18 protein-coding genes are annotated in these 19338 nt (G+C 65.4%); 4 read left to right on the top strand and 14 right to left on the bottom strand.

Annotation, left to right across the window (positions count from 1 at the left end):
* Positions 1–258: 258 nt before the first annotated feature.
* The 6 genes from ACQ4WS_RS19055 to ACQ4WS_RS19030 all read right to left on the bottom strand — a co-directional run bounded on the left by ACQ4WS_RS19055 (position 259) and on the right by ACQ4WS_RS19030 (position 6406).
* Positions 259–1218 (bottom strand): esterase/lipase family protein, encoded by a 960-nt coding sequence (locus tag ACQ4WS_RS19055; protein ID WP_436478641.1) that lies wholly within the window; start codon positions 1216–1218, stop codon positions 259–261.
* Positions 1215–2849, bottom strand: coding sequence for a GMC family oxidoreductase (locus ACQ4WS_RS19050; RefSeq protein WP_436478640.1), 1635 nt, complete (start codon positions 2847–2849; stop codon positions 1215–1217). Before ACQ4WS_RS19050 ends, ACQ4WS_RS19055 begins: the two co-directional genes overlap by 4 nt.
* A 7-nt stretch (positions 2850–2856) precedes the next feature.
* On the bottom strand, positions 2857–3381 hold the full coding sequence (locus tag ACQ4WS_RS19045) for a hypothetical protein (RefSeq protein WP_436478639.1): 525 nt from the start codon (positions 3379–3381) through the stop codon (positions 2857–2859).
* Between the two features lie 77 nt (positions 3382–3458).
* Positions 3459–4652 carry an MFS transporter gene (locus ACQ4WS_RS19040; protein WP_436478638.1) on the bottom strand — a complete coding sequence of 398 codons (1194 nt, stop codon included), beginning with the start codon at positions 4650–4652 and terminating at the stop codon, positions 3459–3461.
* A gap of 90 nt (positions 4653–4742) precedes the next feature.
* Positions 4743–5645 (bottom strand): LysR substrate-binding domain-containing protein, encoded by a 903-nt coding sequence (locus ACQ4WS_RS19035; protein ID WP_436478637.1) that lies wholly within the window; start codon positions 5643–5645, stop codon positions 4743–4745.
* Positions 5642–6406, bottom strand: coding sequence for an RNA methyltransferase (locus ACQ4WS_RS19030; protein WP_436478636.1), 765 nt, complete (start codon positions 6404–6406; stop codon positions 5642–5644). Before ACQ4WS_RS19030 ends, ACQ4WS_RS19035 begins: the two co-directional genes overlap by 4 nt.
* A 195-nt stretch (positions 6407–6601) precedes the next feature.
* On the opposite strand from ACQ4WS_RS19030, the gene ACQ4WS_RS19025 reads away from it, so the two are divergent.
* Positions 6602–7384, top strand: coding sequence for an inositol monophosphatase family protein (locus ACQ4WS_RS19025; RefSeq protein WP_035826389.1), 783 nt, complete (start codon positions 6602–6604; stop codon positions 7382–7384).
* 64 nt (positions 7385–7448) lie between these two features.
* On the opposite strand, the gene ACQ4WS_RS19020 is transcribed toward ACQ4WS_RS19025, so the two are convergent.
* The 4 genes from ACQ4WS_RS19020 to ACQ4WS_RS19005 form a co-directional block, all read right to left on the bottom strand.
* The gene (locus ACQ4WS_RS19020; protein WP_436478635.1) at positions 7449–7607 is read right to left on the bottom strand and encodes a XapX domain-containing protein; all 159 of its coding nucleotides are present in this window, start codon (positions 7605–7607) and stop codon (positions 7449–7451) included.
* On the bottom strand, positions 7604–7798 hold the full coding sequence (locus ACQ4WS_RS19015) for a DUF1427 family protein (RefSeq protein WP_436478634.1): 195 nt from the start codon (positions 7796–7798) through the stop codon (positions 7604–7606). The genes ACQ4WS_RS19020 and ACQ4WS_RS19015 overlap by 4 nt, the downstream gene beginning before the upstream one ends.
* A gap of 6 nt (positions 7799–7804) precedes the next feature.
* Entirely contained in the window at positions 7805–9661 is a 1857-nt protein-coding gene (locus ACQ4WS_RS19010; protein ID WP_436478633.1) for an amidohydrolase, read from the bottom strand.
* A gap of 69 nt (positions 9662–9730) precedes the next feature.
* Positions 9731–10384 carry a hydrolase gene (locus ACQ4WS_RS19005; RefSeq protein ID WP_436478632.1) on the bottom strand — a complete coding sequence of 218 codons (654 nt, stop codon included), beginning with the start codon at positions 10382–10384 and terminating at the stop codon, positions 9731–9733.
* Positions 10385–10601: 217 nt separating this feature from the next.
* Here ACQ4WS_RS19005 and ACQ4WS_RS19000 point away from each other — a divergent pair, with 217 nt between their 5' ends.
* Positions 10602–10856, top strand: a complete 255-nt coding sequence (locus ACQ4WS_RS19000) for a hypothetical protein (protein ID WP_436478631.1) — start codon at positions 10602–10604, stop codon at positions 10854–10856.
* Positions 10857–10860: 4 nt separating this feature from the next.
* Here ACQ4WS_RS19000 and ACQ4WS_RS18995 read toward each other — a convergent pair whose 3' ends face one another.
* From ACQ4WS_RS18995 to ACQ4WS_RS18980, 4 genes are all read right to left on the bottom strand, one after another.
* Positions 10861–13005 (bottom strand): TonB-dependent receptor plug domain-containing protein, encoded by a 2145-nt coding sequence (locus ACQ4WS_RS18995; RefSeq protein WP_436478630.1) that lies wholly within the window; start codon positions 13003–13005, stop codon positions 10861–10863.
* An 86-nt stretch (positions 13006–13091) separates the two neighbouring features.
* Positions 13092–14531, bottom strand: a complete 1440-nt coding sequence (locus ACQ4WS_RS18990) for a M56 family metallopeptidase (RefSeq protein WP_436478629.1) — start codon at positions 14529–14531, stop codon at positions 13092–13094.
* 3 nt (positions 14532–14534) lie between these two features.
* A complete protein-coding gene (locus ACQ4WS_RS18985) occupies positions 14535–14912 on the bottom strand; it encodes a BlaI/MecI/CopY family transcriptional regulator (RefSeq protein WP_230541739.1) in 378 nt (125 codons plus the stop codon).
* A 100-nt stretch (positions 14913–15012) separates the two neighbouring features.
* A complete protein-coding gene (locus ACQ4WS_RS18980; RefSeq protein ID WP_436478628.1) occupies positions 15013–16734 on the bottom strand; it encodes a methyl-accepting chemotaxis protein in 1722 nt (573 codons plus the stop codon).
* 289 nt (positions 16735–17023) lie between these two features.
* Between ACQ4WS_RS18980 and ACQ4WS_RS18975 the strand changes: the two genes are divergently transcribed.
* Positions 17024–18394 (top strand): DEAD/DEAH box helicase, encoded by a 1371-nt coding sequence (locus ACQ4WS_RS18975; RefSeq protein ID WP_436478627.1) that lies wholly within the window; start codon positions 17024–17026, stop codon positions 18392–18394.
* Between the two features lie 134 nt (positions 18395–18528).
* Positions 18529–19320: a 2-oxo-tetronate isomerase gene (gene otnI, locus ACQ4WS_RS18970; protein WP_436478626.1), complete on the top strand. Its 792-nt coding sequence runs from the start codon at positions 18529–18531 to the stop codon at positions 19318–19320.
* Positions 19321–19338: the final 18 nt, after the last annotated feature.

Here is a 19338-nt window from a genome sequence, read left to right as displayed (position 1 = left end):
GTTCATCTTTCCGATTGTGCGGACCACATAACAATACTACAACATCTTGCCATACTTCCTGAGAAATAGCTGCCCGCTGGATGCCTGCGGAACGGCGCAAGCGGCCTTATGGGAAAATTTCCGCCAGCTATCTTCTGGCGTTAGCTTAATACAGTACGCCGGTGGAAAACAGCATTTTCTGCCCCTTGCGCTGTTAAACACGGGCAACAGCAGAGTCAAAACAGACAGCCTTGCCATGCAGACAAAACACAACAGGACTCACGCGAAATGGGTGGCGGAAGGTGGCCGGGCGGCTTCGTGCTTGATAGTGATTTCTTCCAGCAGCTGGCGCAGCACGCACGCATCGCTGGCCAGCGCCACATGGCCGATGCCGCCAAAGGCCAGATTGCGCGCGCCGGGCAGCTGCGCGGACGATTGCGGCGCGACGATATTATCGTGATGCGAATACATCGAGGTGATCAGAGCGCGCGCTTCCGGCGTCTCGCTGGCAGCCAGTTGCGCCAGCCAGACGCTCGGCGCGCCATGGATACGGCTCATCTGCCGCGCATTCGTCCCCGCCGCCAGGTTGGCCAGCGCCGTGCCGTGGTGCGGCGTGCCGATGGTGATGATGCGCGCCACGCGGGCTGCGCCGTAGTGGCGCAGCCAGGCGCGCGCCACCAGGCCGCCCATGCTGTGGGCGACGATGATGGCTTGCGGCTTGCCCGTGAGCGTGCACAACACCTGCAGCGCCTGCTCCACTTGCGTCACGTAACCATCGATGTTGGCATCGATCGGCTCCAGGTCGATCGCCTTGTGCACGATGCCCGCCTGCGCCAGTTGCCGGCTCAGCTTTGTCCAATAGCCGCCGTTGCACACATAGCCGTGCACCAGCAGCACCGGCAAGCCCTGGCCAGGCGTGATGCAGTCGGCCGCATGCAGGCGCGGCCGCAGCATGCCCCACGACGACGCCCACAGGGTGGCGCGCAGTTCGCCGAAAAACAGGCGCGCGGCGCCCCCGAGACCCAATTGATAGTCCTGTGGCACGGGGCTACCCAAACGCCGGCTCTGCCAGAAATTGCGCGCCACGATCAGCGCGCGCACGGCCAGCAGCATGGCAACCGCCAGCAGCAAGGCCATGGCGGGCGAAGCGACGCCCCAGGCCTGCATGGCCAGGTACGCCAACCCCAGCACGGCCAGCACTTGCAGCAGCATCAGCCACTTGAGAATGCGCGCGATCATGCTGTCGCTGGAACGGGCACGGGCGCCGGCTTGCCCGTCACCGCTTGCGCCAGGCCGCTGGCCAGGCGCGCGGCCAGGGCATATAGCGTCAATTGCGGATTGGCGCCTATCGAGGTGGGCAACAGCGAGCCGTCGTGCACGGACAGGTTGCGCACGCCGTGATAGCGGCCATCGCTCGCCGTCACGCCCAGGCGCGCATCGTCCGACATGGCGCAGCCGCCCATCACGTGGGCCGACACCACGCGGGCCAGCAGCGCCTTCATCGGCAAATCGCCGATGGCCTGCTTCGCCTGCGCCCAACTCGTATAGTGGCTGGCCATTTCATGCACGGGATAGACGCTTTTCGCGCCGGCGGCGAACTGGATTTCCGCCATCGACAGCAACGCGCGCCGCACGCCATCCCAGATAAATGGCGTGAGCGGATAGTCGAGCACGGGCGCGCCGAAGCTGTCGATGGATACCGTGCCGCCCACCGCCTCGTGGTGAAAGCCGTCGCGCAGCAGCGCCAGCAAGCCATGTGCATGGGGGAATTGGCGCATGGTGCGCGCATGTTCGTCACCGAAGCCGCCCATGGTGGTGGCCATCAGCAGCGGGTGCAAAGGCGGCGCTTCGAGCTTGTAGCCGATGGGGCCATCGATGGGCGCCGTGTGCAGGAAATGGTCGGAATAGATCGTTTGCGGCGCGCCCGCGTAGGCGTCGACGCGCTGGGGGAACAGGCCAGCCGAGATCACCGTCGGATGCAAAAAGGTGCGCCGCCCCAGCAAGCCATGCGGATCGGGCACCTGCGAGCGCAGCAACAGGGCCGGCGAGTTGATGGCGCCGCCGGCCAGTACAAAGTGTTTGGCGCGCAAGGTGAGGCGTACGCCCGTGAGCGCCTGCCCGGCGGCGTCCAGCGCCGTCACCTGCAAGCTGTCGATGCGCTCGCCCTTGAAAAGGAAACGCTCGGCGCGCGCATGCACAAGCAGGCCCGCGCCCAGCGCCAGCGCCGAGGGGATCGTCGTCACCAGCATCGACTGCTTGGCATTCGTCGGGCAGCCCATGCCGCAGTAGCCGAGGTTCCAGCAGCCGTTCACGTTGCGCCGGATGGCTGCCGTGGGAATGCCCAGCGCCGCAGCGCCGCGGCGCAACAAGTCGTTGTTTTCGTTGGGCGGCGCGGCCCAGTCGCTCACGTGCAGGCGTTTTTCCATCATGGCGAACCACGGCGCCATGGCGTCCACCGAGTAGCCGGACAAACCAAAATGCTGGCGCCAGTATTCCAGGGTGCCGGGCGGCGTGCGAAAGCTCGAGGTCCAGTTGACGGTGGTCGAACCGCCGACGGTACGCCCCTGCAGGATATTGATCGCCTTGTCGCGCGTCTTGCGCGCGGCCGATTCCTGGTACAGCGCGGGATAGGCGTCCGCTTCGCGCATCTTGAAGTCTTGCGAGGACTTCAAGCCGCCCTCTTCGACAATCAGCACTTTCAGGCCGGCCAGCGCGAGGATTTCCGCCGTCACGCCGCCGCCGGCGCCGCTGCCGATGACGACGACATCGGCCTCCAGGGTGCGGTCGGCGGCCAGGGTGCTGGCGTCGGTGACGTTCCAGCCGGCGGCAAGACCGATGGCGATGGGGTCGGGTATGGGGGAGGTGCTCATGGTAGCCTTATGCGCTCAGTTCGGGCAGCGGTCCCGGATAGCCGATGGCGGCCCAATGGGCGGCATCGGCATACCAGGCGCCGAGGATCAGATCGTGCAGGGCCAGGTAGGCCGTCTGCAGTGTCGCCAGGCGGTGCGTGCGCCACGACTGCAAAAAGGCCGCCACCTGGGCCGGATCGGCTTCGCGCCAGCCACCGTGCACGCCGGCGACGAAGCGCCGCGCGGGCGCCAGCGCCAGCAGACCAAACAAATCCTGCACCTCCTGCTGCGCCGCCAGCGGCAAGCCACGGATGGCCGTGTCCACGCCGGCGATGGCGCCATCGAGCGCTGCGGCCCGCGCAGCCGCTTGCGGCGGCGGCAGCGCGCTGCCCAGCATGGCCGGCACGATGGCCGCCAGCGCCGCACGCGCCGCGCCATCGAGCATGAAGCGGCCAGGCGACGCCGGCCCGCGCACCAGGCGGTACGCGGCGCCACCGGCGGCCAGCGCACAGGCGCCGAGCACGCCCAGTTTCAGAAACGATCTGCGTTGCATATCCCCTATCCCTTTGTTTTATGCCGCCTTTTGCAGGCCAGTGTACGCCAAAGGCAATGGGCGTTTGAACGCAAAAACTAGAGCGGCACATCTAGTTTTTGCGACTGAAACCACAGCAGCAGCATGGCCAGCAGCGCCGCCAGCGCGCCGCCAATGGGGATACCGGGCAAGCCAAAGGCGACGATCAGCGCACCGCCCAGCGCGCCCCCCAAGGCCGTGCCCGCATTGAAGGCGGCGATATTCAGGCCCGCCGCCACGGCGTCGCTGCCCGGGCAATGCCGCTGCGCCAGGGCTAGCTGCCGCATGGTGGACAAGGTCACGAGGGCAAAGAACAGCAAGCCCAAAGTGCCGCACAGGGCCAGCATGGCCAGGGGCTGGGCGCGCAGCACATACAGCCCCAGGAGGTTGCACGCCAGCGCGACCAGGGCCAGCATGGTGGATCTCAATGCGGACGGGCGATCCGCGCACCAGCCGCCCAGCAGGTTGCCGCCGATGGCGCACACGCCAAAGCACAGCATGGCGGCACTGAGCCAGCCTGCATCGAGCCCGCCCAGTTGCAGCAGGAAGGGAGAGATGTACGTAAAAAAACTGAAGGTGGCCACGCTGACCAGCGCCGCCACGCCGGCCGCCAGCAGCAGGGGCGCTTGCAAGATGGCGCGCAGGCTGGCCAGCGGTGCTGCGGCAACAGCCTGCTGGCGCACGGCCGGCATGGCGCAGCGCAAGCCGGCGCTGCCGCACAGGGCCAGCACGCCGATGGCGGCGAATACCCAGCGCCACGACGAGACGGCGCCCAGCCACGTCCCCAGCGGCACGCCGCCGGCCAGCGCCAGGGTCAGGCCCAGCCAGACGATGGACAACGCCCTTCCCGCACGGGACGGATCGACCAGGCTGGTGGCCGCATGTGAAGCGACGGCCATGAACACGCCATGCGCGAGACCGACGGCAAAGCGCACACCCAGCAGCGCGCCCAGTGCCGGCGCTTGCGCCATGGCGACGCTGCCGGCCGCCAGCACGAGCATGGTGGCCACCAGCACCTGGCGCGTGGGCCGGCGCGCCAGCATGGCCGTCAGGATGGGCGCGCCGATGGCCGCCCCCAGCGCATAGGCGGCAATGGCGCCGCCGGCGGCCGCCACGCTGGCGTGCAAGTCGCGCGCCATAGGGCTCAACAGGCCGGCGGCGATGAATTCGCACAAGCCGAAGGCAAAGCTGCACAGCGACAGCCAATAAATAGAGGGCGGCAGCGCGCGGCTGCGCGACGAAACGTTGGACATGGCCATTCCTGATAATCAAAGCGCCATGCTGGCCCCTGGGCCGCCATCTGTAAAATATCTTATTTATCTTGAAACGAGACGCTCAAAGTCTCACTGAGCAGCAGACAACCGCAGTTGCGCCAGCAGCCGCTCGCGCACGGGGGATGTGCGCTGCGGATCCCACGCCATGTACAGGTCGAGCTGGCGCAAGGCCTCGGGCGCGCTGCTTGCCAGCGGCAGCATGAGCACGCCCAGCGGCGCCGAGGTCGCCAGGCTGGCCGGCAGCAGGGCCACGCCGAAACCGGCCGCCACCAGCCCCAGCACCGTTTGCAAGCGGCGCACCTGCTGCACCACATTCGGCACGAAGCCCGCATGCAGGCACAGGCTGGCCAGCTGGTCGTGGAAACCCTGGCCCAGCGCGCGCGGCGAGGCGACGAAATCGTCATCGGCCAGGTCCGCCAGATCCACGCGCGTCTGAGCCGCGCAGCGGTGGTTCAACGGCAGCGCAACGACGATGTCTTCACCGGACAGGCGCTCGAAGCGCAGGCCCGGCGTGCTGCATCCCGGCGCGCGCAGCAGGGCGATATCGACCTCGCCCCGCTCCAGCCACTCGACCTGCTGCTGCGTCGACGCTTCGCGCAAGGTGAATTGCACGGCAGGCGAGGCGGCGCGAAACGCGCGCAAGGCAGTCAGTACGTGGGCATATGGCGTGATGTGGATGAAACTCAGGCGCAGGTGGCCCTCGATGCCCTGCGCCACGCGGCGCGTGGCCGCCACGCCCTCTTCCAGGCTGGCCAGCACCTGGCGCGCCGTGGCCAGAAAAGTGCTGCCGGCCGGGGTCAAACTGACCTTGCGGTTGGTGCGCTCGAATACGGGGTAGCCGAGCGCCTCTTCCAGCCGCAGGATGGCCTGCGACAGCGGCGGCTGCGCCATGTGCAGCCGTTCGGCCGCGCGGCGGAAATTGAGTTCCTCGGCGACGGCAATGAACTGGCGCAGCAGCCGGGTTTCTATCATGGCGCCTTTTTCGCCACCGCCAAGATATGGCGCGCGATGCCGCGCAGGATATTGACTTCTTCCGTTTCCAGCCCCGTGCGCGAAAACAGGCGTTTCAGACGGGGCATCAGCTTTTTCGGGTTGTCGGCGTCGAGGAAATCGATGGCCACCAGCGCCTGCTCCAGATGCGCATACATGCCGTCGACCTGCGCCAGGCTGGCCGCGTCGCCATGGAAACCGACCGCGCTGGCGACTTGTTCATCGCCGAGGGCCGCCACGCGGCACTCATAGGCGACGACCTGCGCCGCCTGCGACAGGTTCAGCGAGGAATACTCGGGATTGGCGGGAATGTTGATCAGCACATTGCACTGTTCGACGATCTCGTTGGGCAAGCCGAAGCGCTCGTTGCCGAAGATGACGGCCGCGTGCAAGTCTGCGCTGGCGGCCAGCTGGGCCGCGATGGCGCGCGGCGCGGTGACGGGCGGCGAAAATTCGCGCAATCTGGCCGACACGGCGGCCGCGTAATTGCAGCCTTCGAGCGCCTCGGCGATCGAGCCGACGATGCGCGCGCCAGACAAAATATCCTGCGCGCCGCTGGCGAAGGCCACCGCTTCCGCGTCCGTCAAGGCATCGGGAAAGCGGGGATTGACCAGCACCAGATCGGAAAAACCCATCGTTTTCATGGCGCGCGCGACGCCGCCAATGTTGCCAGGACGACTAGTTTCGACAAGAATAAATCGCAGGCGTTTGAAAAGAGACGTGTTGATTTCGGGCAGATTCATTTAAAATAGCGCTATTGCGCGGTATCGATACAGGAAATTTCGGGAAACGGAGTCACAAAAGGCTGACTCCAGGCCGGGATTTTAACCACTTCGGCACCGCTCCGCTCTTTAATTCATTCTTGCACTCTATCGTACCGGCGCCGCAAGGCGGCCATGGGCGGTCGCGTGCTTTTAACGGAAGCTCACATGCACCCAATGCTCAACACGGCGATCAAAGCCGCCCGCCGCGGCGCCGCCGTCATCAATCGCGCCTCATTTGACCTCGACCGCGTCGTCGTCACGGAAAAACAACATAACGATTTCGTCACCGACGTCGACCAGGCGGCCGAACAAGCCATCATCGAGGTGCTGTCCAAAGCCTACCCGGACCACGCGTTCCTGGCTGAGGAATCGGGAGCTTCCGCCAACTCGCACGACGAGAATGAATATCAGTGGATCATCGACCCGATCGATGGCACCACCAACTTTATCCACGGCTTCCCGCAATACTGCATCTCGATCGCCCTCGCGCATCGCGGCGTCGTCACGCAAGCCGTCATCTACGACCCGGTCCGCAACGACTTGTTCACGGCCACCAAGGGCGCCGGCGCCTACCTGAACGAAAAGCGCATCCGCGTCACCAAGCTGGACCGTATCTCGAACGCCCTGCTGGGCACCGGCTATGTGGCCGGCAGCGCCCGCGCGCTGGACGAATACCTGAAAATGTACGCGATCATGGGTGAACGCAGCCAGGGCGTGCGCCGCGCCGGCTCGGCCGCGCTGGACCTGGCCTACGTCGCTTGCGGCCGCCTGGACGGCTTCTACGAAAAAGGCTTGAAGCCTTGGGATATCGCCGCCGGCGCCCTGATGATCACGGAATCGGGCGGCATCGTCGGTGAATTTTCCGGCGAATCGGACTACCTGTACAAGGGCGACGTCATCGCCGCCAGCCCGAAGATCTTTGGCCAGATGATTACCCTGCTGACGCCATTCGCATAAGCTGACGCATCACTGCTGCGCACGCGGCATCCTGAAAAAACCGGCCTGGCCGGTTTTTTTGCGTTCAGAGGCTGACGTGCCCCGCCACGACGAAACCCAGGGTCATGGCCACCACCATCGCCGCGCCTGTCGGCGTAGGTGGCGTGGGCGATGGCAGGTCGAACCAGCGGCAGGCCACGCCCACCAGCACGCCGAGCACGGAGCCGGCCAGCATCACATTCATGGCGCCTCCCGCTGCAATTCACGGCGCTGCAGGTACCGGCCAGTCAGCCAGTAGCCGCAGCTGGTCAGGAACACCAGCAGCGCAGCGCCCAGCACGGGTGGGGCCGGCACGGGGATATGCGCCAGCTGGCAGACGAAACCCACGACGAAGGACAGCAACAGACCCAACATCACTTTCTTGTAGCGCATCATCGTCTCCTAGAAGGCGAAGCAGCTGCAGCCCAGCGTGCCCCAGAAGCCGGAAAAGTCGGCAACCGGCACGGCCGACTTGCGCGCCCGGTCGTGGGCATGCGCATGCACGCCGCAGGCGCCCGCGCACTGGTGCGGCAGCATGGCTTGCGTTTGCGCCAGCCTGGCCACGGGCCGGTAATGGCCGGGTACCGTGCGCACGGGCGACCACTCGGGCAGCACGGGAATCAAAGGCGGCGCCAGCGAGGAAAATTGCCCCTGGCCGTAGACCACCTTGCCGCCCACCATGGTCAGCACCGATTCGATGGACTTGATCGCCTCCTCCGGCAGCGTGAAATAATCGGCCGACAGCACGGCAAGGTCGGCCAGCATGCCCTCGCGGATACGTCCCTTCTTGTCTTGCTCGCTGGAGAACCAGGCGCTGCCCGCCGTCCACAGTTCCAGCGCCGTGTCGCGCGACAATCTGCCCGCCGCATCCGTCAGGGCCAGGCCGCCCACGGTGCGCCCCGATACCAGCCAGTACAGCGCCGTCCACGGGTTGTAGCTGGCGACCCTGGTGGCGTCCGTGCCGCCGCCGACGGGCACGCCGGCGTCCAGCATGCGCTGCACGGGCGGCGTCGCCTTCGCCGCTTCAGCGCCATAACGCTCGACAAAGTACTCGCCCTGGAAGGCCATGCGGTGCTGGATCGCCAGGCCGCCACCAAGCGCCCTGACCCTGTCGATATTTTTCGGGCTGATGGTCTCCGCATGGTCAAATAACCAGTGCAGGCCGCCGAACGGCGTATCGCGGTTGACCTTTTCGAACACATCGAGCATGCGGCTGATCGATTCGTCATAGGTGGCGTGCAGGCGGAACGGCCAGCGCTGCTCGACCAGATGACGCACGACCTTTTCCAGCTCGTCTTCCATGCCAGCCGCCAGCTCCGGGCGCGGCTCGAGGAAATCCTCGAAATCGGCGGCGGAAAACACCAGCATTTCGCCGGCGCCGTTGTGGCGATAGAAATCCGTGCCGTCGCCGGGCTTCACCATGCCGGTCCACTTCTGGAAGTCCTGCAATTCCGCGCCCTTGTTTTGCGTGAACAGGTTGTAGGCGATGCGGATGGTCAGCTGCTCCTTTTGCGCCAGCTCGTCGATGACGGCGTAATCCTCGGGATAATTCTGGAAGCCGCCGCCCGCGTCAATGGCGCTGGTGATGCCGAGACGGTTCAATTCGCGCATGAACTGGCGCGTCGAATTGACTTGCAAGTCGAGCGGCAGCTTCGGGCCCCTGGCCAGGGTCGCATATAAAATCATGGCGTTCGGACGGGCGATCAGCAAGCCGGTCGGATTGCCCGCGGCGTCGCGCACAATTTCGCCGCCCGGCGGATTCGGCGTATTTTTATCGTAGCCAACGGCGCGCAGGGCGGCGCGGTTCAGCAGCGCTCGGTCATACAAGTGCAGGATGAAGACGGGCGTATCGGGCGCGGCGGCGTTGATTTCATCGAGCGTGGGCATGCGTTTTTCCGCGAACTGGAACTCCGTCCAGCCACCCACCACGCGCACCCATTGCGGATTGGGCGTGCGCAGCGCCTGTTCTTTCAACATGCGCAAGGCGTCGGCCAGCGAGGGCACGCCTTCCCAGCGCAATTCGAGGTTGTAGTTCAAGCCGCCGCGGATCAGGTGCAAATGCGAGTCGTTCAGGCCGGGAATCACCGTGCGGCCATCCAGATCGATCACCTGCGTGGCGGGGCCGCGATGGCGCATCACGTCTTCAGCGTCGCCCACGGCGAGGAATTTGCCATCGGCGATGGCGACGGCGGACGCCAGCGGCTGCATCCTGTCGACCGTGTGGAAACGGCCATTGAGTAAAATGGTGCTTGCGTTCATGCTGCTTCTCCGGAATCAGGTGCTGGACGATGCCCCGCCAGCTGGCGGGGACGATACATCGACGAACAATCAATGGCCTTCGCTGGCATTGAACATGGATTTGGCGTAGATCAAACCCAGGCCATAGCCGCCGCCGTGCGCCACGGCCGTTGCCACCGTCTCGTTGTAGGTCTCGCCACGGGCCCAGTCGCGCTGCAGTTCCAGCAAGTATTGCACGGACGTCATCGGCTGTGCGCCTGCCTGCAGCATGCGCTGCATGGCCATCGCATGCGCTTCATCGGAGACGTCGCCGCTGGCGTCGGCAATCACGTACACCTCAAAACCCTGCTCCAGCGCCGACAGCGCGGGGCCGACGATGCAGACGGAGGTCCACAGGCCGGCCAGCACGATCTTGCCCTTGCCGTAGCCATTCACCTTGTCGGCGATGCGCGCATCTTCCCAGGTGTTCATGCTGCTGCGGTCGATCGGCGCCTGGTCCGGGAAGACGGACTGGATTTCGTCAAAAATAGGGCCGGAGAACGATGTGGCGGCCACCGTCGTCAAAATCGTCGGCACCTTGAATTCAAACGCGGCCTTGGCCACCAGGGCCGCATTGTTGCGCAGCAGGGCCAGGTCGATGGAACGGGTGGCGAATGCCATCTGCGACTGGTGATCGATCATGATCAGGGTATGATCGTTCGGAGTGAGCAATTTTTGTGCGGCTTGGGCGGTAGCGATAGGCATAATGCATTCCTTAGTGAAAATAATTGAATATGAAAAAAGGGGGTTCCTGTACGGCGCTTTTACTATTGGCCTGGCTTAATTCGTGTGTTCCGGGCCAGTGCCATGCAGTATGAACGCGATACTTTGAAAAGAAAAACGGAAAGAATGCCAAGCTATATGCAATTTTTTCGATGATACAGAATAGCCGCAACAGCAACCCGCACATCAAGGAGAAAACATGGGATTTGAATTCAGAATCACGGCCAGCCTGACGCAGGAACAGCGCCAGCACATTGCGCAGCTGCCAGAGTTGGCGGCGCCAGCGCCGCAGCCGCCCGCCAGCGCCATGCCCGACACCGAGGCCAGGCTGACGGACGCCGGCCTGTACATCTGCCAGCACCTGCGCCCGGACCCGTGGCACGGCCTGGACGCCCTGCGCGCCTGGCTCGATGCGCAGGGCGTGGATTACGTCGTCGCGGAAATCGACGACTAAGAACCTACAGGGAGCCTTCAAGCATGACGCGCAGCGTGCGGTAGCTGCGCGTATCGACCGTGCGCAGCAAGCTGCCGGCGCCATCCGCATACAGGCCGCGCGTGCGCTCAAGCTGCCGCAGCAGATTGGCGCCCGACAGGCGCAGGCGCAGCTGGTCGCTGAACTTCCACAACGCGTACAGATCCAGTTCGCGCCGGGCGCCCTGCCAGGCCAGCAGCTGGTTTGACTCGCGCGACAGTCCACCGCCCTGGTAATGCAGATTGCCGCCCAGGGTCAACGGCTTGCTGGCCAGCCGGTAATCCGCGCCCAGATTGGCGCTCCATGGCAGCTGGCTATCGAGGCGGTTGTCCGGGCCGGCGACGGCGTCCACCGTCGACCAGTTGCGCGCCACGTTCGCCCGCAAGTCCAGCGCGGGGGCGCCAGCCAACAGCGCCGTCAACGGCAGCTTCGCTTCCAGTTCGATGCCGCGCACCTGCGCCCTGCCATGGTTGACGGGCGTGGCCACCCAGCGTCCGTTGTCCTGATACAGCCGGTCCAGCATCACGTCGTCGATGCGCCGCAGCGAGGCGCTGGCGCCCAGCATGGCGCCCTCTGCCCCACCTCCCAGGTAGTACGCATAGGCCGCATCGAGCCCCCACGCCAGCTCCGGGCGCAACGCCGGGTTGCCCTGGTTGTCGGGATTCGCGGGGCTATTGCCGTTGTCGTTGAGGTAGGGGCGCGGGATTAGCTGGAAAATCTGCGGCGCCTTGTAGGTGCGCGTGACGGCCAGGCGCAGCTGATCCTTGCCGGCCAGCTTCCACAGGCTTTGCAGCACGGGGCTCCACACTTGCGCGCGCACGTCGACGGGGCCAGCGCCACCGGTGGCGCTGGCCGTACGCCAGCTTTCCCAGCGCAGCCCCAGATACAGCGACCAGCGCGCGGAGACTTCCCATTCATCCTGCGCGAACAGGGCCAGGCGCCGCAGCGTGGTCGCATAGTCTGCGTCCGGCAGCACAGGCGGCCCGCCCGGCGACAACTGGCGCTCGCGGCGAAACTCCGCGCGCCGCCGGTGCCCCGCATCCCAGCCCGCCGCCAGTGCGTGGCCCTCGCCCAGCGTCCGGCGATAGGTGCCACTGGTCTGCACGCCCACCTCGTCCACGCCCGCATCGACCCGGCGCACATTCGCCGGCCTGGGCGCGGCGCCGACACCCTGGAACAGATAATCGCTGGCGCGGTGGCTAACATCAAGGCCCAGTTTCATATCGAGGCTGGCCCCCTGTCCGAGCTTGCGCAGCCAGTGCAGATCGCTGCGCACGCTGCCGCTGTCCTGCCTGAAGGCGGCGTCATTGTCCGGATAGTCGGTATGGCCGCCCAGGTAAGACGTTTCCACCACCTGGCGGCGGCTGGCCACGCGGCGCAAGTTGACCAGGCTTTGCCAGGCCAGGCTGTCTTCGCCCGCCAGCGCCCATTGCAAACGGGGCGCCAGCTCGAACGTATCGCTCGTCACGCGCTCCGTCAGCGGCATATGGCGCACCATCGTGGGTCTGCCATCCGCATCGTATGCGCGACTCCATTCATCGAGCAAGCCCCGGCGCTCCGTGTGAGCCAGCGTGCCGGCCAGCGCGTAAGACAGGCGGCCGTCCTTGTCCGCCCACTGGACGGTGGCGCTGCCGGCGGGCATGCCATGGCTGCCGGACGCCCCCAGCTTGAAGGTGCGCTCGCGCCGCTTGCCCGATTTTTTCAGCACGATGTTGATGGAACCGGCGATCGCCTGGGCGGAAAATTGCGCCGTGGCGGCGCGCATGATTTCCACGCGCTCGACCAGCTCCGGGTCCAGGGAGTCGGGCGAAAAACCGGGTGCCACGGGCACGCCGTCGAGCATGACGAGGGTATAACCCTGGCCCAGCCCGCGCAGCTGGATTTGTCCGCCAGTCGTGCCCGACGCCGCGCCGCCGAGGGTAATGCCGGGCAGGCGCTTCAAGGCGTCGGACAAGAGACGGTCGCCCTGGCGTATCAATTCCTCGTGACCGACGACGATGGCGGCGACGGTGTCGTTGCGGCGCTGATCCACTTTGCCGGCATTGACCGTCACGGAAGGGAGGACGTCTTCGGCACGGACGTGCGCCGTCAACGGCAGCGCAAGGCTGCACAATAGAATACTCAATCGCATGGGGAATCCTGACAGGTCTGTGGTGGTGTCGGCTTGTTTTTTCGTTCGTGCGCTCGCGCGCTCATCCGACCTGCGGCCAGGCAAAGCTAGCGGCCGAACTGCTCCTTGCGCAGGCGCAGGGCGCGCGCGGTGGCGTTGGCATCGAGATCGGCCAGCCACTGTTGCGGATCCTGCAAGCGCCCGTCCCGGCTGACCTGGAAATGCAAATGCGGCCCCGTCGCCAAGCCGGTCGCGCCCACCGTGCCGATGGCCTGCCCTGCCGTGACGGCCATGCCGGTCGTGAGCGTGACCCGATCGAGATGGGCATACAGCGACTCGACGCCAGCGCCATGGTCGATGCGGACGGCCTTGCCGAGGCGCGCATCGACACTGACGCTGGCGATGCCGTCGGCCGCCGCATGCACGGGCGTGCCGCGCCTGGCGCCCAGATCGATACCGCTATGGCCTTGTGGCGTCAGCTGGCGCGCCACGCCAAAGAAGCCGGTCACACGCATGCTATCCAGGGGATTGCGCCAGATAGCTGGCGCCGTCGCCGGCGCAGTGCGCATGGCTGCCGGCGTGGCTGCGGGCGTGGCTGCCACGGCCCAGGCCAGTGCCGGCTGCAGCGCCAGACTGGCCGCGCCTATCGCGCACAGCAGCAGCGCCGTCAGCACCCGCAAGACCGGAGGCAAACGATCCTGCCCGCCACGCATGCGCAGCAGGCGCTCGGCCATGCGGCCACCGCCAAAGGCCAGCCCCGGCAGCGGCTGCGTCTGCAGCCCCAGCTGCCTGACCAGGGCCGCCGCATATTGCTGGCGCTGGCGCGGGGCGCGGCCAGCCAGGACCTGGCGGTCGCAACCGAGCTCTTGCGCCCAAGCCAGCTGGCCGGCCAGCCAGCGCGCGGCCGGATTGAACCACAGCAGCGCCTGCAGCAGGGTGGCCAGCAGCAGGAGCAAGGGGTCGCGCCGGCGCGCGTGGGTCAGTTCATGGGCGATCACCAGTTGCCGCTGTTCCGGCGTAAATTGCGCCAGGTGCGCCGGCAACAGCAAACGCGGCCGCCACACGCCCACCAGCATCGGCGAGATCGGCGCGTCCACTTCCAGCACCTCCATGCCATGCAGGCGGCGGCGCCGCGCCAGCTGCAGCAAGGTGCGCAACATGGCATGGCCACGTTGCCAGCGCCAGGCTGCGCAAGCGACGCCCAGCAGATAGATCAGGCCCCAGGCGGACGGCACCAGCGCCAGCCAGGAAGCGGCGGATGACAACCCGGCAGCTGGCGCCGCCATGGCCATCGGCACGTCGGGCGCCGCGCTGGCCAGGAAAACGGGCACGCTCAATTCGGGCACCACGCTCAGCTGGCGCGTGTCAGGCAGCAGCGGCAACACAAACACGGCGGCCAGCACCAGCTGGGCGCCCAGCCACACGCTGCGCTGCGCCGCCAGCGCGGGCCAGCGCCGTTGCGCCAGGTTCAGCATTGCCCACAGCAGCGGACCGGTCAGGAGACAGGCGGCGCTGGCCTGCAACAGCGTGAGAGAAAACAGCAGCATCGCTTATTCCTTTCCCTCGAGCGGCCAGTCCTGCAGCAGTTGCTCCAGCGCCGCCAGCTCCTGCTGGTCCACCAGTTTGCTGCCCGTAAACATACTGACGGGCAAGGGACTGTCGATTTCCATCACGCGCCGGCCAAAATCGTGGGCAAACGCGGCCAGGGTGGCCACCTTGTCCACGTTCGCCTCATACACAAGCACGCCATGCACGCTGCGCTGCAGCAGCATGCCCTTGTCCAGCATGCGCTCGACCGTCTTGCGCGTGGACGAAAACGACCATCCCAGCTCGTCTTCCACCCTGGCATGCAATTCACGCGCGGACAGCGGGTGGTCTTTCCACAAGGCTTTCAATAACGACAGTTCGGTGACGGAGGGCGTGCTCATGGAGATTCCTTTTAGTGACTGTTGACACAATTATGCGACGACAGTCACACGCACGCAAGCACTATTTGCGACATCTGTCGCATGCGCTAAAATACCCGTCTTAAAACTCTTCCCACTCATCTTTCCCCGAGCGCTGTTTGCCGGCCGGAACTTGCTGCGCATGGCCCACTACCGGCTTGCCACTCAGACGGGCAGGAGCATGCGCCACCTTGAGCGGCACCGGACGGCGCGCGGCAGGCCGGGACGCGAGCGCCGGAATGGCGTCCACCTGCGCGGTTCTGAACACGCTCACCGCATCGGCCAGCCGGGCGGCCTGCTCCTGCATGGATTCCGCCGCTGCAGCAGCCTCTTCCACCAGCGCGGCGTTTTGCTGGGTCACCTGGTCCATTTCGCTGATGGCCTGGTTGACTTGCTCGATGCCTGCCCGCTGCTCATCGCTGGCGGCCGAGATATGCCCGACGATGCTGCTGACCTTGTGCACGCTGTCGACGATCTCGCGCATCGTGTGGCCCGCCTCGTCGACCAGGCGCGCGCCGTTCTCCACCTGCGCCACCGAGTCGTTGATGAGGGCCTTGATTTCCCTGGCGGCAGCGGCCGAACGTTGTGCCAGGTTGCGCACCTCGGTGGCGACGACAGCAAAGCCGCGCCCCTGCTCGCCCGCCCGGGCCGCCTCAACGGCCGCGTTCAGGGCCAGGATATTCGTCTGGAAGGCGATGCCGTCGATCACGCCGATGATGTCGACGATCTTGCGCGACGAGTCGTTGATCGAGCCCATGGTGTCCACCACTTGCGCCACCACGCTGCCGCCCTTGCCGGCCACGGCGGAGGCCGACGCCGCCAGGCCGTTGGCCTCACTGGCATTCTGCGCGTTCTGCTGTACCGTGCTGGTCAGTTCCTCCATCGACGACGCCGTCTCCTCCAGCGAACTGGCCTGCTGTTCCGTGCGCGCGGACAGGTCGATATTGCCCGAGGCAATCTGGCGCGACGCCGTGGCGATGGCTTGCGTGCCGCCGCGCACTTCGGTCACGATGCGCAGCAGGCTGGCCGTCATGTCTTTCAATGCCTGCATCAGCTCGCCCGTCTCATCCTTCGAGCGCACGTCCACCTGCACCGTCAGGTCGCCCTGCGCCACCTGCCTGGCAACCTCGATCGCCGAGCGCAACGGCGCGCTGATGTTATGCGCCAGCCACCAGGCGATCATGACGGCCAGAATCAGCGCCACCGCGCCACCACCCAGCAAAGTCCAATGCGTGCGTGCCTGCAAGGCTGCCGCCGCTTCCGAGCGCTGGGCCAGCAGCGCCGTTTCCGCCTGGCCAATCTCGCCCAGCAGTGTCCGCATGGCATCCATACCCTGTTTGCCCCTACCCTCCTTCACCAGCGCCAGCACGGGCTCGATGGCCGCCGTGCCCTGCTCCACGGCGCGCCGCATGGCGATCACGGGATCGAGCGCGCCCGCCAGCCAGACTTGCTTGGCAGCATCGAGCTTCGCCAGGCGCTCCTGCTGGGCCGGGTTATCGCCGGTCATGGCGCGCGCCTTGGCCAGGTGCGTGCCAAATCCTGCCTGACCCGCCTTGTACGGCTCCAGCGACGCCTCGGCGCCCGTGATCACGTAGCCGCGCTGGCCCGTTTCCATGTTGATCAGGCTTTCCAGCATCGCGCTGTTTTCAGCGAGCACCTGGTACGTGTGGGTATTGATGGCATTGGCGTCGGCCAGGCGCGAAACATTCAGCGTGGCGACGGTGACCAGGGCGGTCAGCAACAGAACGATGGTGCCGAAACCGCCATACAGGCGGGTGGCGATGCGAAGATCGGCGATACGCATGATATTCCTCCAGGAATGAACACCCCGGCGCCACGGTGAGTCCCGCGCATGGAGTATTACAGGCAATCATAGAGAGTAATGACGATAGGGAGCGCGCCCTTGCCTCACTTTTCTTTACTTGCGGCATTGCAAAGCTGAAACAAAACAGGCGCGTTTTTGCCATGCTGTTATACTTCGCGTGTGCGGCACATATGACCAGTCCCCTTGCCGCTGTCTTTCGACCCCTAATCTGATTGCCTGCGACTGGCGCCCCCCGATGGCGACAGGCCGATCTCACAATAAAGTTACCATGTCCTTTTCCTCCCTCGGATTGTCCGACGCTATCGTACGTGCCGTTACCGAACACGGCTACACCGTGCCGACCCCCATCCAGACGCAGGCGATTCCCGCCGTGCTGGCTGGCGGCGACTTGCTGGCCGGAGCACAAACCGGTACCGGCAAGACGGCCGGCTTCACCCTGCCCTTGCTGCACCGCTTGTCGACTGACGCGAATGGCGCGGCCATCACCAGCAACACGTCGACGCGCCCGATCCGCGCCCTGATCCTGGCACCGACGCGCGAACTCGCTGCGCAGGTCGAGGAAAGCGTGCGCACCTACGGCAAATACACCAAACTGAACTCGACCGTGATCTTCGGCGGCGTCGGCATCAACCCGCAAATCAAGCAGCTCAAACATGGCGTCGACGTGCTCGTCGCCACGCCGGGCCGCCTGCTGGACCATATGGGCCAGGGCACGGTTGACCTGTCGAAAGTGGAAATCCTGATTCTCGACGAAGCCGACCGCATGCTCGACATGGGCTTCATCCGCGACATCAAGAAAGTGCTGGCCGTGCTGCCGCCAAAACGCCAGAACCTGCTGTTCTCGGCCACGTTCTCGGAAGAGATCAAGGCGCTGGCCGACGGCTTGCTGAACAAGCCAGCCATGATCGAAGTGGCGCGCCGCAATTCGACCGTGGAAGTGATCAAGCAAAAGATCCATCCCGTCGACCGCGACAAGAAGCACCCGATGCTGTCCTACCTGATCAAGTCGAACAACTGGACGCAAGTGCTGGTATTTACGCGCACCAAGCATGGCGCCAACAAGCTGGTCGAGCAACTGGGCGCGGACGGCATCGGCGCTTTGGCCATCCACGGCAACAAGAGCCAGTCGGCGCGCACGCGCGCGCTGTCCGAGTTCAAGGATGGCACCTTGCAAGTGCTGGTCGCCACCGACATCGCCGCGCGCGGTATCGATATCGACCAGTTGCCGCACGTCGTCAACTACGACTTGCCGAACATTCCGGAAGACTATGTGCACCGTATCGGCCGCACGGGCCGTGCCGGCGCCAAGGGCGAAGCCGTGTCGCTGGTCTGCGTGGATGAGCACGAAATGTTGAAAGACATCGAAAAGCTGATCAAGCAAACCCTGCCGCGCGAAGTCATCGAAGGCTTCGAGCCAGACCTGAACGCCCGCGCCCAGCCTGTGCAATTGCGCAGCGGCACCGGCGGCCACCGCAACAACAGCCGCGCGCCAGCTGGCGCCGTGGTGCGCGTGAAAACCGGCGGCAGCGGCGCCAAGCCACGCAGCGCCGGCCCATCGGGCGGCGGTGGCGGCGGCAACCGCAGCGGCAATGCGCCGCGTTCGGCAGCCAACCACAGATCTGGTGGCCGCGGCCGATAATACGCGCGGGTAAGCGCGTATCGCAGCAATAAAAAACCGTTCCAGGACTTGCTTCTGGAACGGTTTTTTTATGCATACCACCGATTGCCGATTTGGGCTAGGATAGAAACCATCCTCCTCACCTGCGTGCTGCCATGCCGAACTTCGCTGCCAACCTCAGCATGATGTTTACCGAACTGCCCTTCCTGGACCGCTTTGCCGCCGCCAGGGAGGCGGGCTTCGATGCCGTCGAATTCCTGTTTCCCTATGCCGTCGAGACGCGCCAGATCGCCATGCGGCTGGAACGCCACCATCTGCAGCTGGCCGTCTTCAACTTCCCGCCCGGCGACTGGGAACACGGCGAACGGGGCATTGCCTGCGATCCGCGCCGGGGCGAGGAATTCCGCAGCAACGTGCAACTGGCGCTCAACTACGCGCTGGCGCTGGGGGCGAAACAGTTGCACTGCATGTCAGGCATCGTGCCGCCCAGCATGAGCCTGGAGCGGGCGCGGCAAAGCCTGATCGGCAACCTGCAATATGCGGCCGACGCCTGCCGTCCGCATGGCATCAACGTGCTGATCGAGCCGATCAACCACTACGACATGCCCGCTTACTTTCTGAACCATAGCCAGCAGGCGGCCGACATCATCGCCGACTGCCAGCGCAGTAATATCTTCCTGCAGTACGACATTTATCACATGCAACGCATGGAGGGCGAACTGAGCAACACCATCCGCGCCCTGCTGCCCCTGATCCGCCACATCCAGATCGCCGACACGCCGGGCCGCCACGAACCGGGCACGGGCGAAATCAATTACCGCCATGTGTTCAAGCTGCTCGACCAGGTCGGCTACGCCGGCTGGGTCGGCTGCGAATACCGTCCCGTCAGCGACACCTTGGCTGGACTGGGCTGGCGCGAGCAATTGACTGACATCAGGGGCGCCTGATCGCAGCGCGCTTGCGCC

The sequence above is a fragment of the Janthinobacterium leeuwenhoeki genome (genome assembly GCF_051380795.1).
GTDB lineage: Bacteria > Pseudomonadota > Gammaproteobacteria > Burkholderiales > Burkholderiaceae_D > Janthinobacterium.
Note: the sequence above shows the minus strand (reverse complement) of the source record. Positions and strands in the feature narration are given on the sequence as shown.

Bases quoted from the DNA above. Each gene is read 5' to 3' on its own strand.
- ACQ4WS_RS19055 (WP_436478641.1), bottom strand. From the start codon at position 1,218: ATGATCGCGCGCATTCTCAAGTGGCTGATGCTGCTGCAAGTGCTGGCC.
- ACQ4WS_RS19050 (WP_436478640.1), bottom strand. From the start codon at position 2,849: ATGAGCACCTCCCCCATACCCGACCCCATCGCCATCGGTCTTGCCGCC.
- ACQ4WS_RS19045 (WP_436478639.1), bottom strand. From the start codon at position 3,381: ATGCAACGCAGATCGTTTCTGAAACTGGGCGTGCTCGGCGCCTGTGCG.
- ACQ4WS_RS19040 (WP_436478638.1), bottom strand. From the start codon at position 4,652: ATGTCCAACGTTTCGTCGCGCAGCCGCGCGCTGCCGCCCTCTATTTAT.
- ACQ4WS_RS19035 (WP_436478637.1), bottom strand. From the start codon at position 5,645: ATGATAGAAACCCGGCTGCTGCGCCAGTTCATTGCCGTCGCCGAGGAA.
- ACQ4WS_RS19030 (WP_436478636.1), bottom strand. From the start codon at position 6,406: ATGAATCTGCCCGAAATCAACACGTCTCTTTTCAAACGCCTGCGATTT.
- ACQ4WS_RS19025 (WP_035826389.1), top strand. From the start codon at position 6,602: ATGCTCAACACGGCGATCAAAGCCGCCCGCCGCGGCGCCGCCGTCATC.
- ACQ4WS_RS19020 (WP_436478635.1), bottom strand. From the start codon at position 7,607: ATGAATGTGATGCTGGCCGGCTCCGTGCTCGGCGTGCTGGTGGGCGTG.
- ACQ4WS_RS19015 (WP_436478634.1), bottom strand. From the start codon at position 7,798: ATGATGCGCTACAAGAAAGTGATGTTGGGTCTGTTGCTGTCCTTCGTC.
- ACQ4WS_RS19010 (WP_436478633.1), bottom strand. From the start codon at position 9,661: ATGAACGCAAGCACCATTTTACTCAATGGCCGTTTCCACACGGTCGAC.
- ACQ4WS_RS19005 (WP_436478632.1), bottom strand. From the start codon at position 10,384: ATGCCTATCGCTACCGCCCAAGCCGCACAAAAATTGCTCACTCCGAAC.
- ACQ4WS_RS19000 (WP_436478631.1), top strand. From the start codon at position 10,602: ATGGGATTTGAATTCAGAATCACGGCCAGCCTGACGCAGGAACAGCGC.
- ACQ4WS_RS18995 (WP_436478630.1), bottom strand. From the start codon at position 13,005: ATGCGATTGAGTATTCTATTGTGCAGCCTTGCGCTGCCGTTGACGGCG.
- ACQ4WS_RS18990 (WP_436478629.1), bottom strand. From the start codon at position 14,531: ATGCTGCTGTTTTCTCTCACGCTGTTGCAGGCCAGCGCCGCCTGTCTC.
- ACQ4WS_RS18985 (WP_230541739.1), bottom strand. From the start codon at position 14,912: ATGAGCACGCCCTCCGTCACCGAACTGTCGTTATTGAAAGCCTTGTGG.
- ACQ4WS_RS18980 (WP_436478628.1), bottom strand. From the start codon at position 16,734: ATGCGTATCGCCGATCTTCGCATCGCCACCCGCCTGTATGGCGGTTTC.
- ACQ4WS_RS18975 (WP_436478627.1), top strand. From the start codon at position 17,024: ATGTCCTTTTCCTCCCTCGGATTGTCCGACGCTATCGTACGTGCCGTT.
- otnI (WP_436478626.1), top strand. From the start codon at position 18,529: ATGCCGAACTTCGCTGCCAACCTCAGCATGATGTTTACCGAACTGCCC.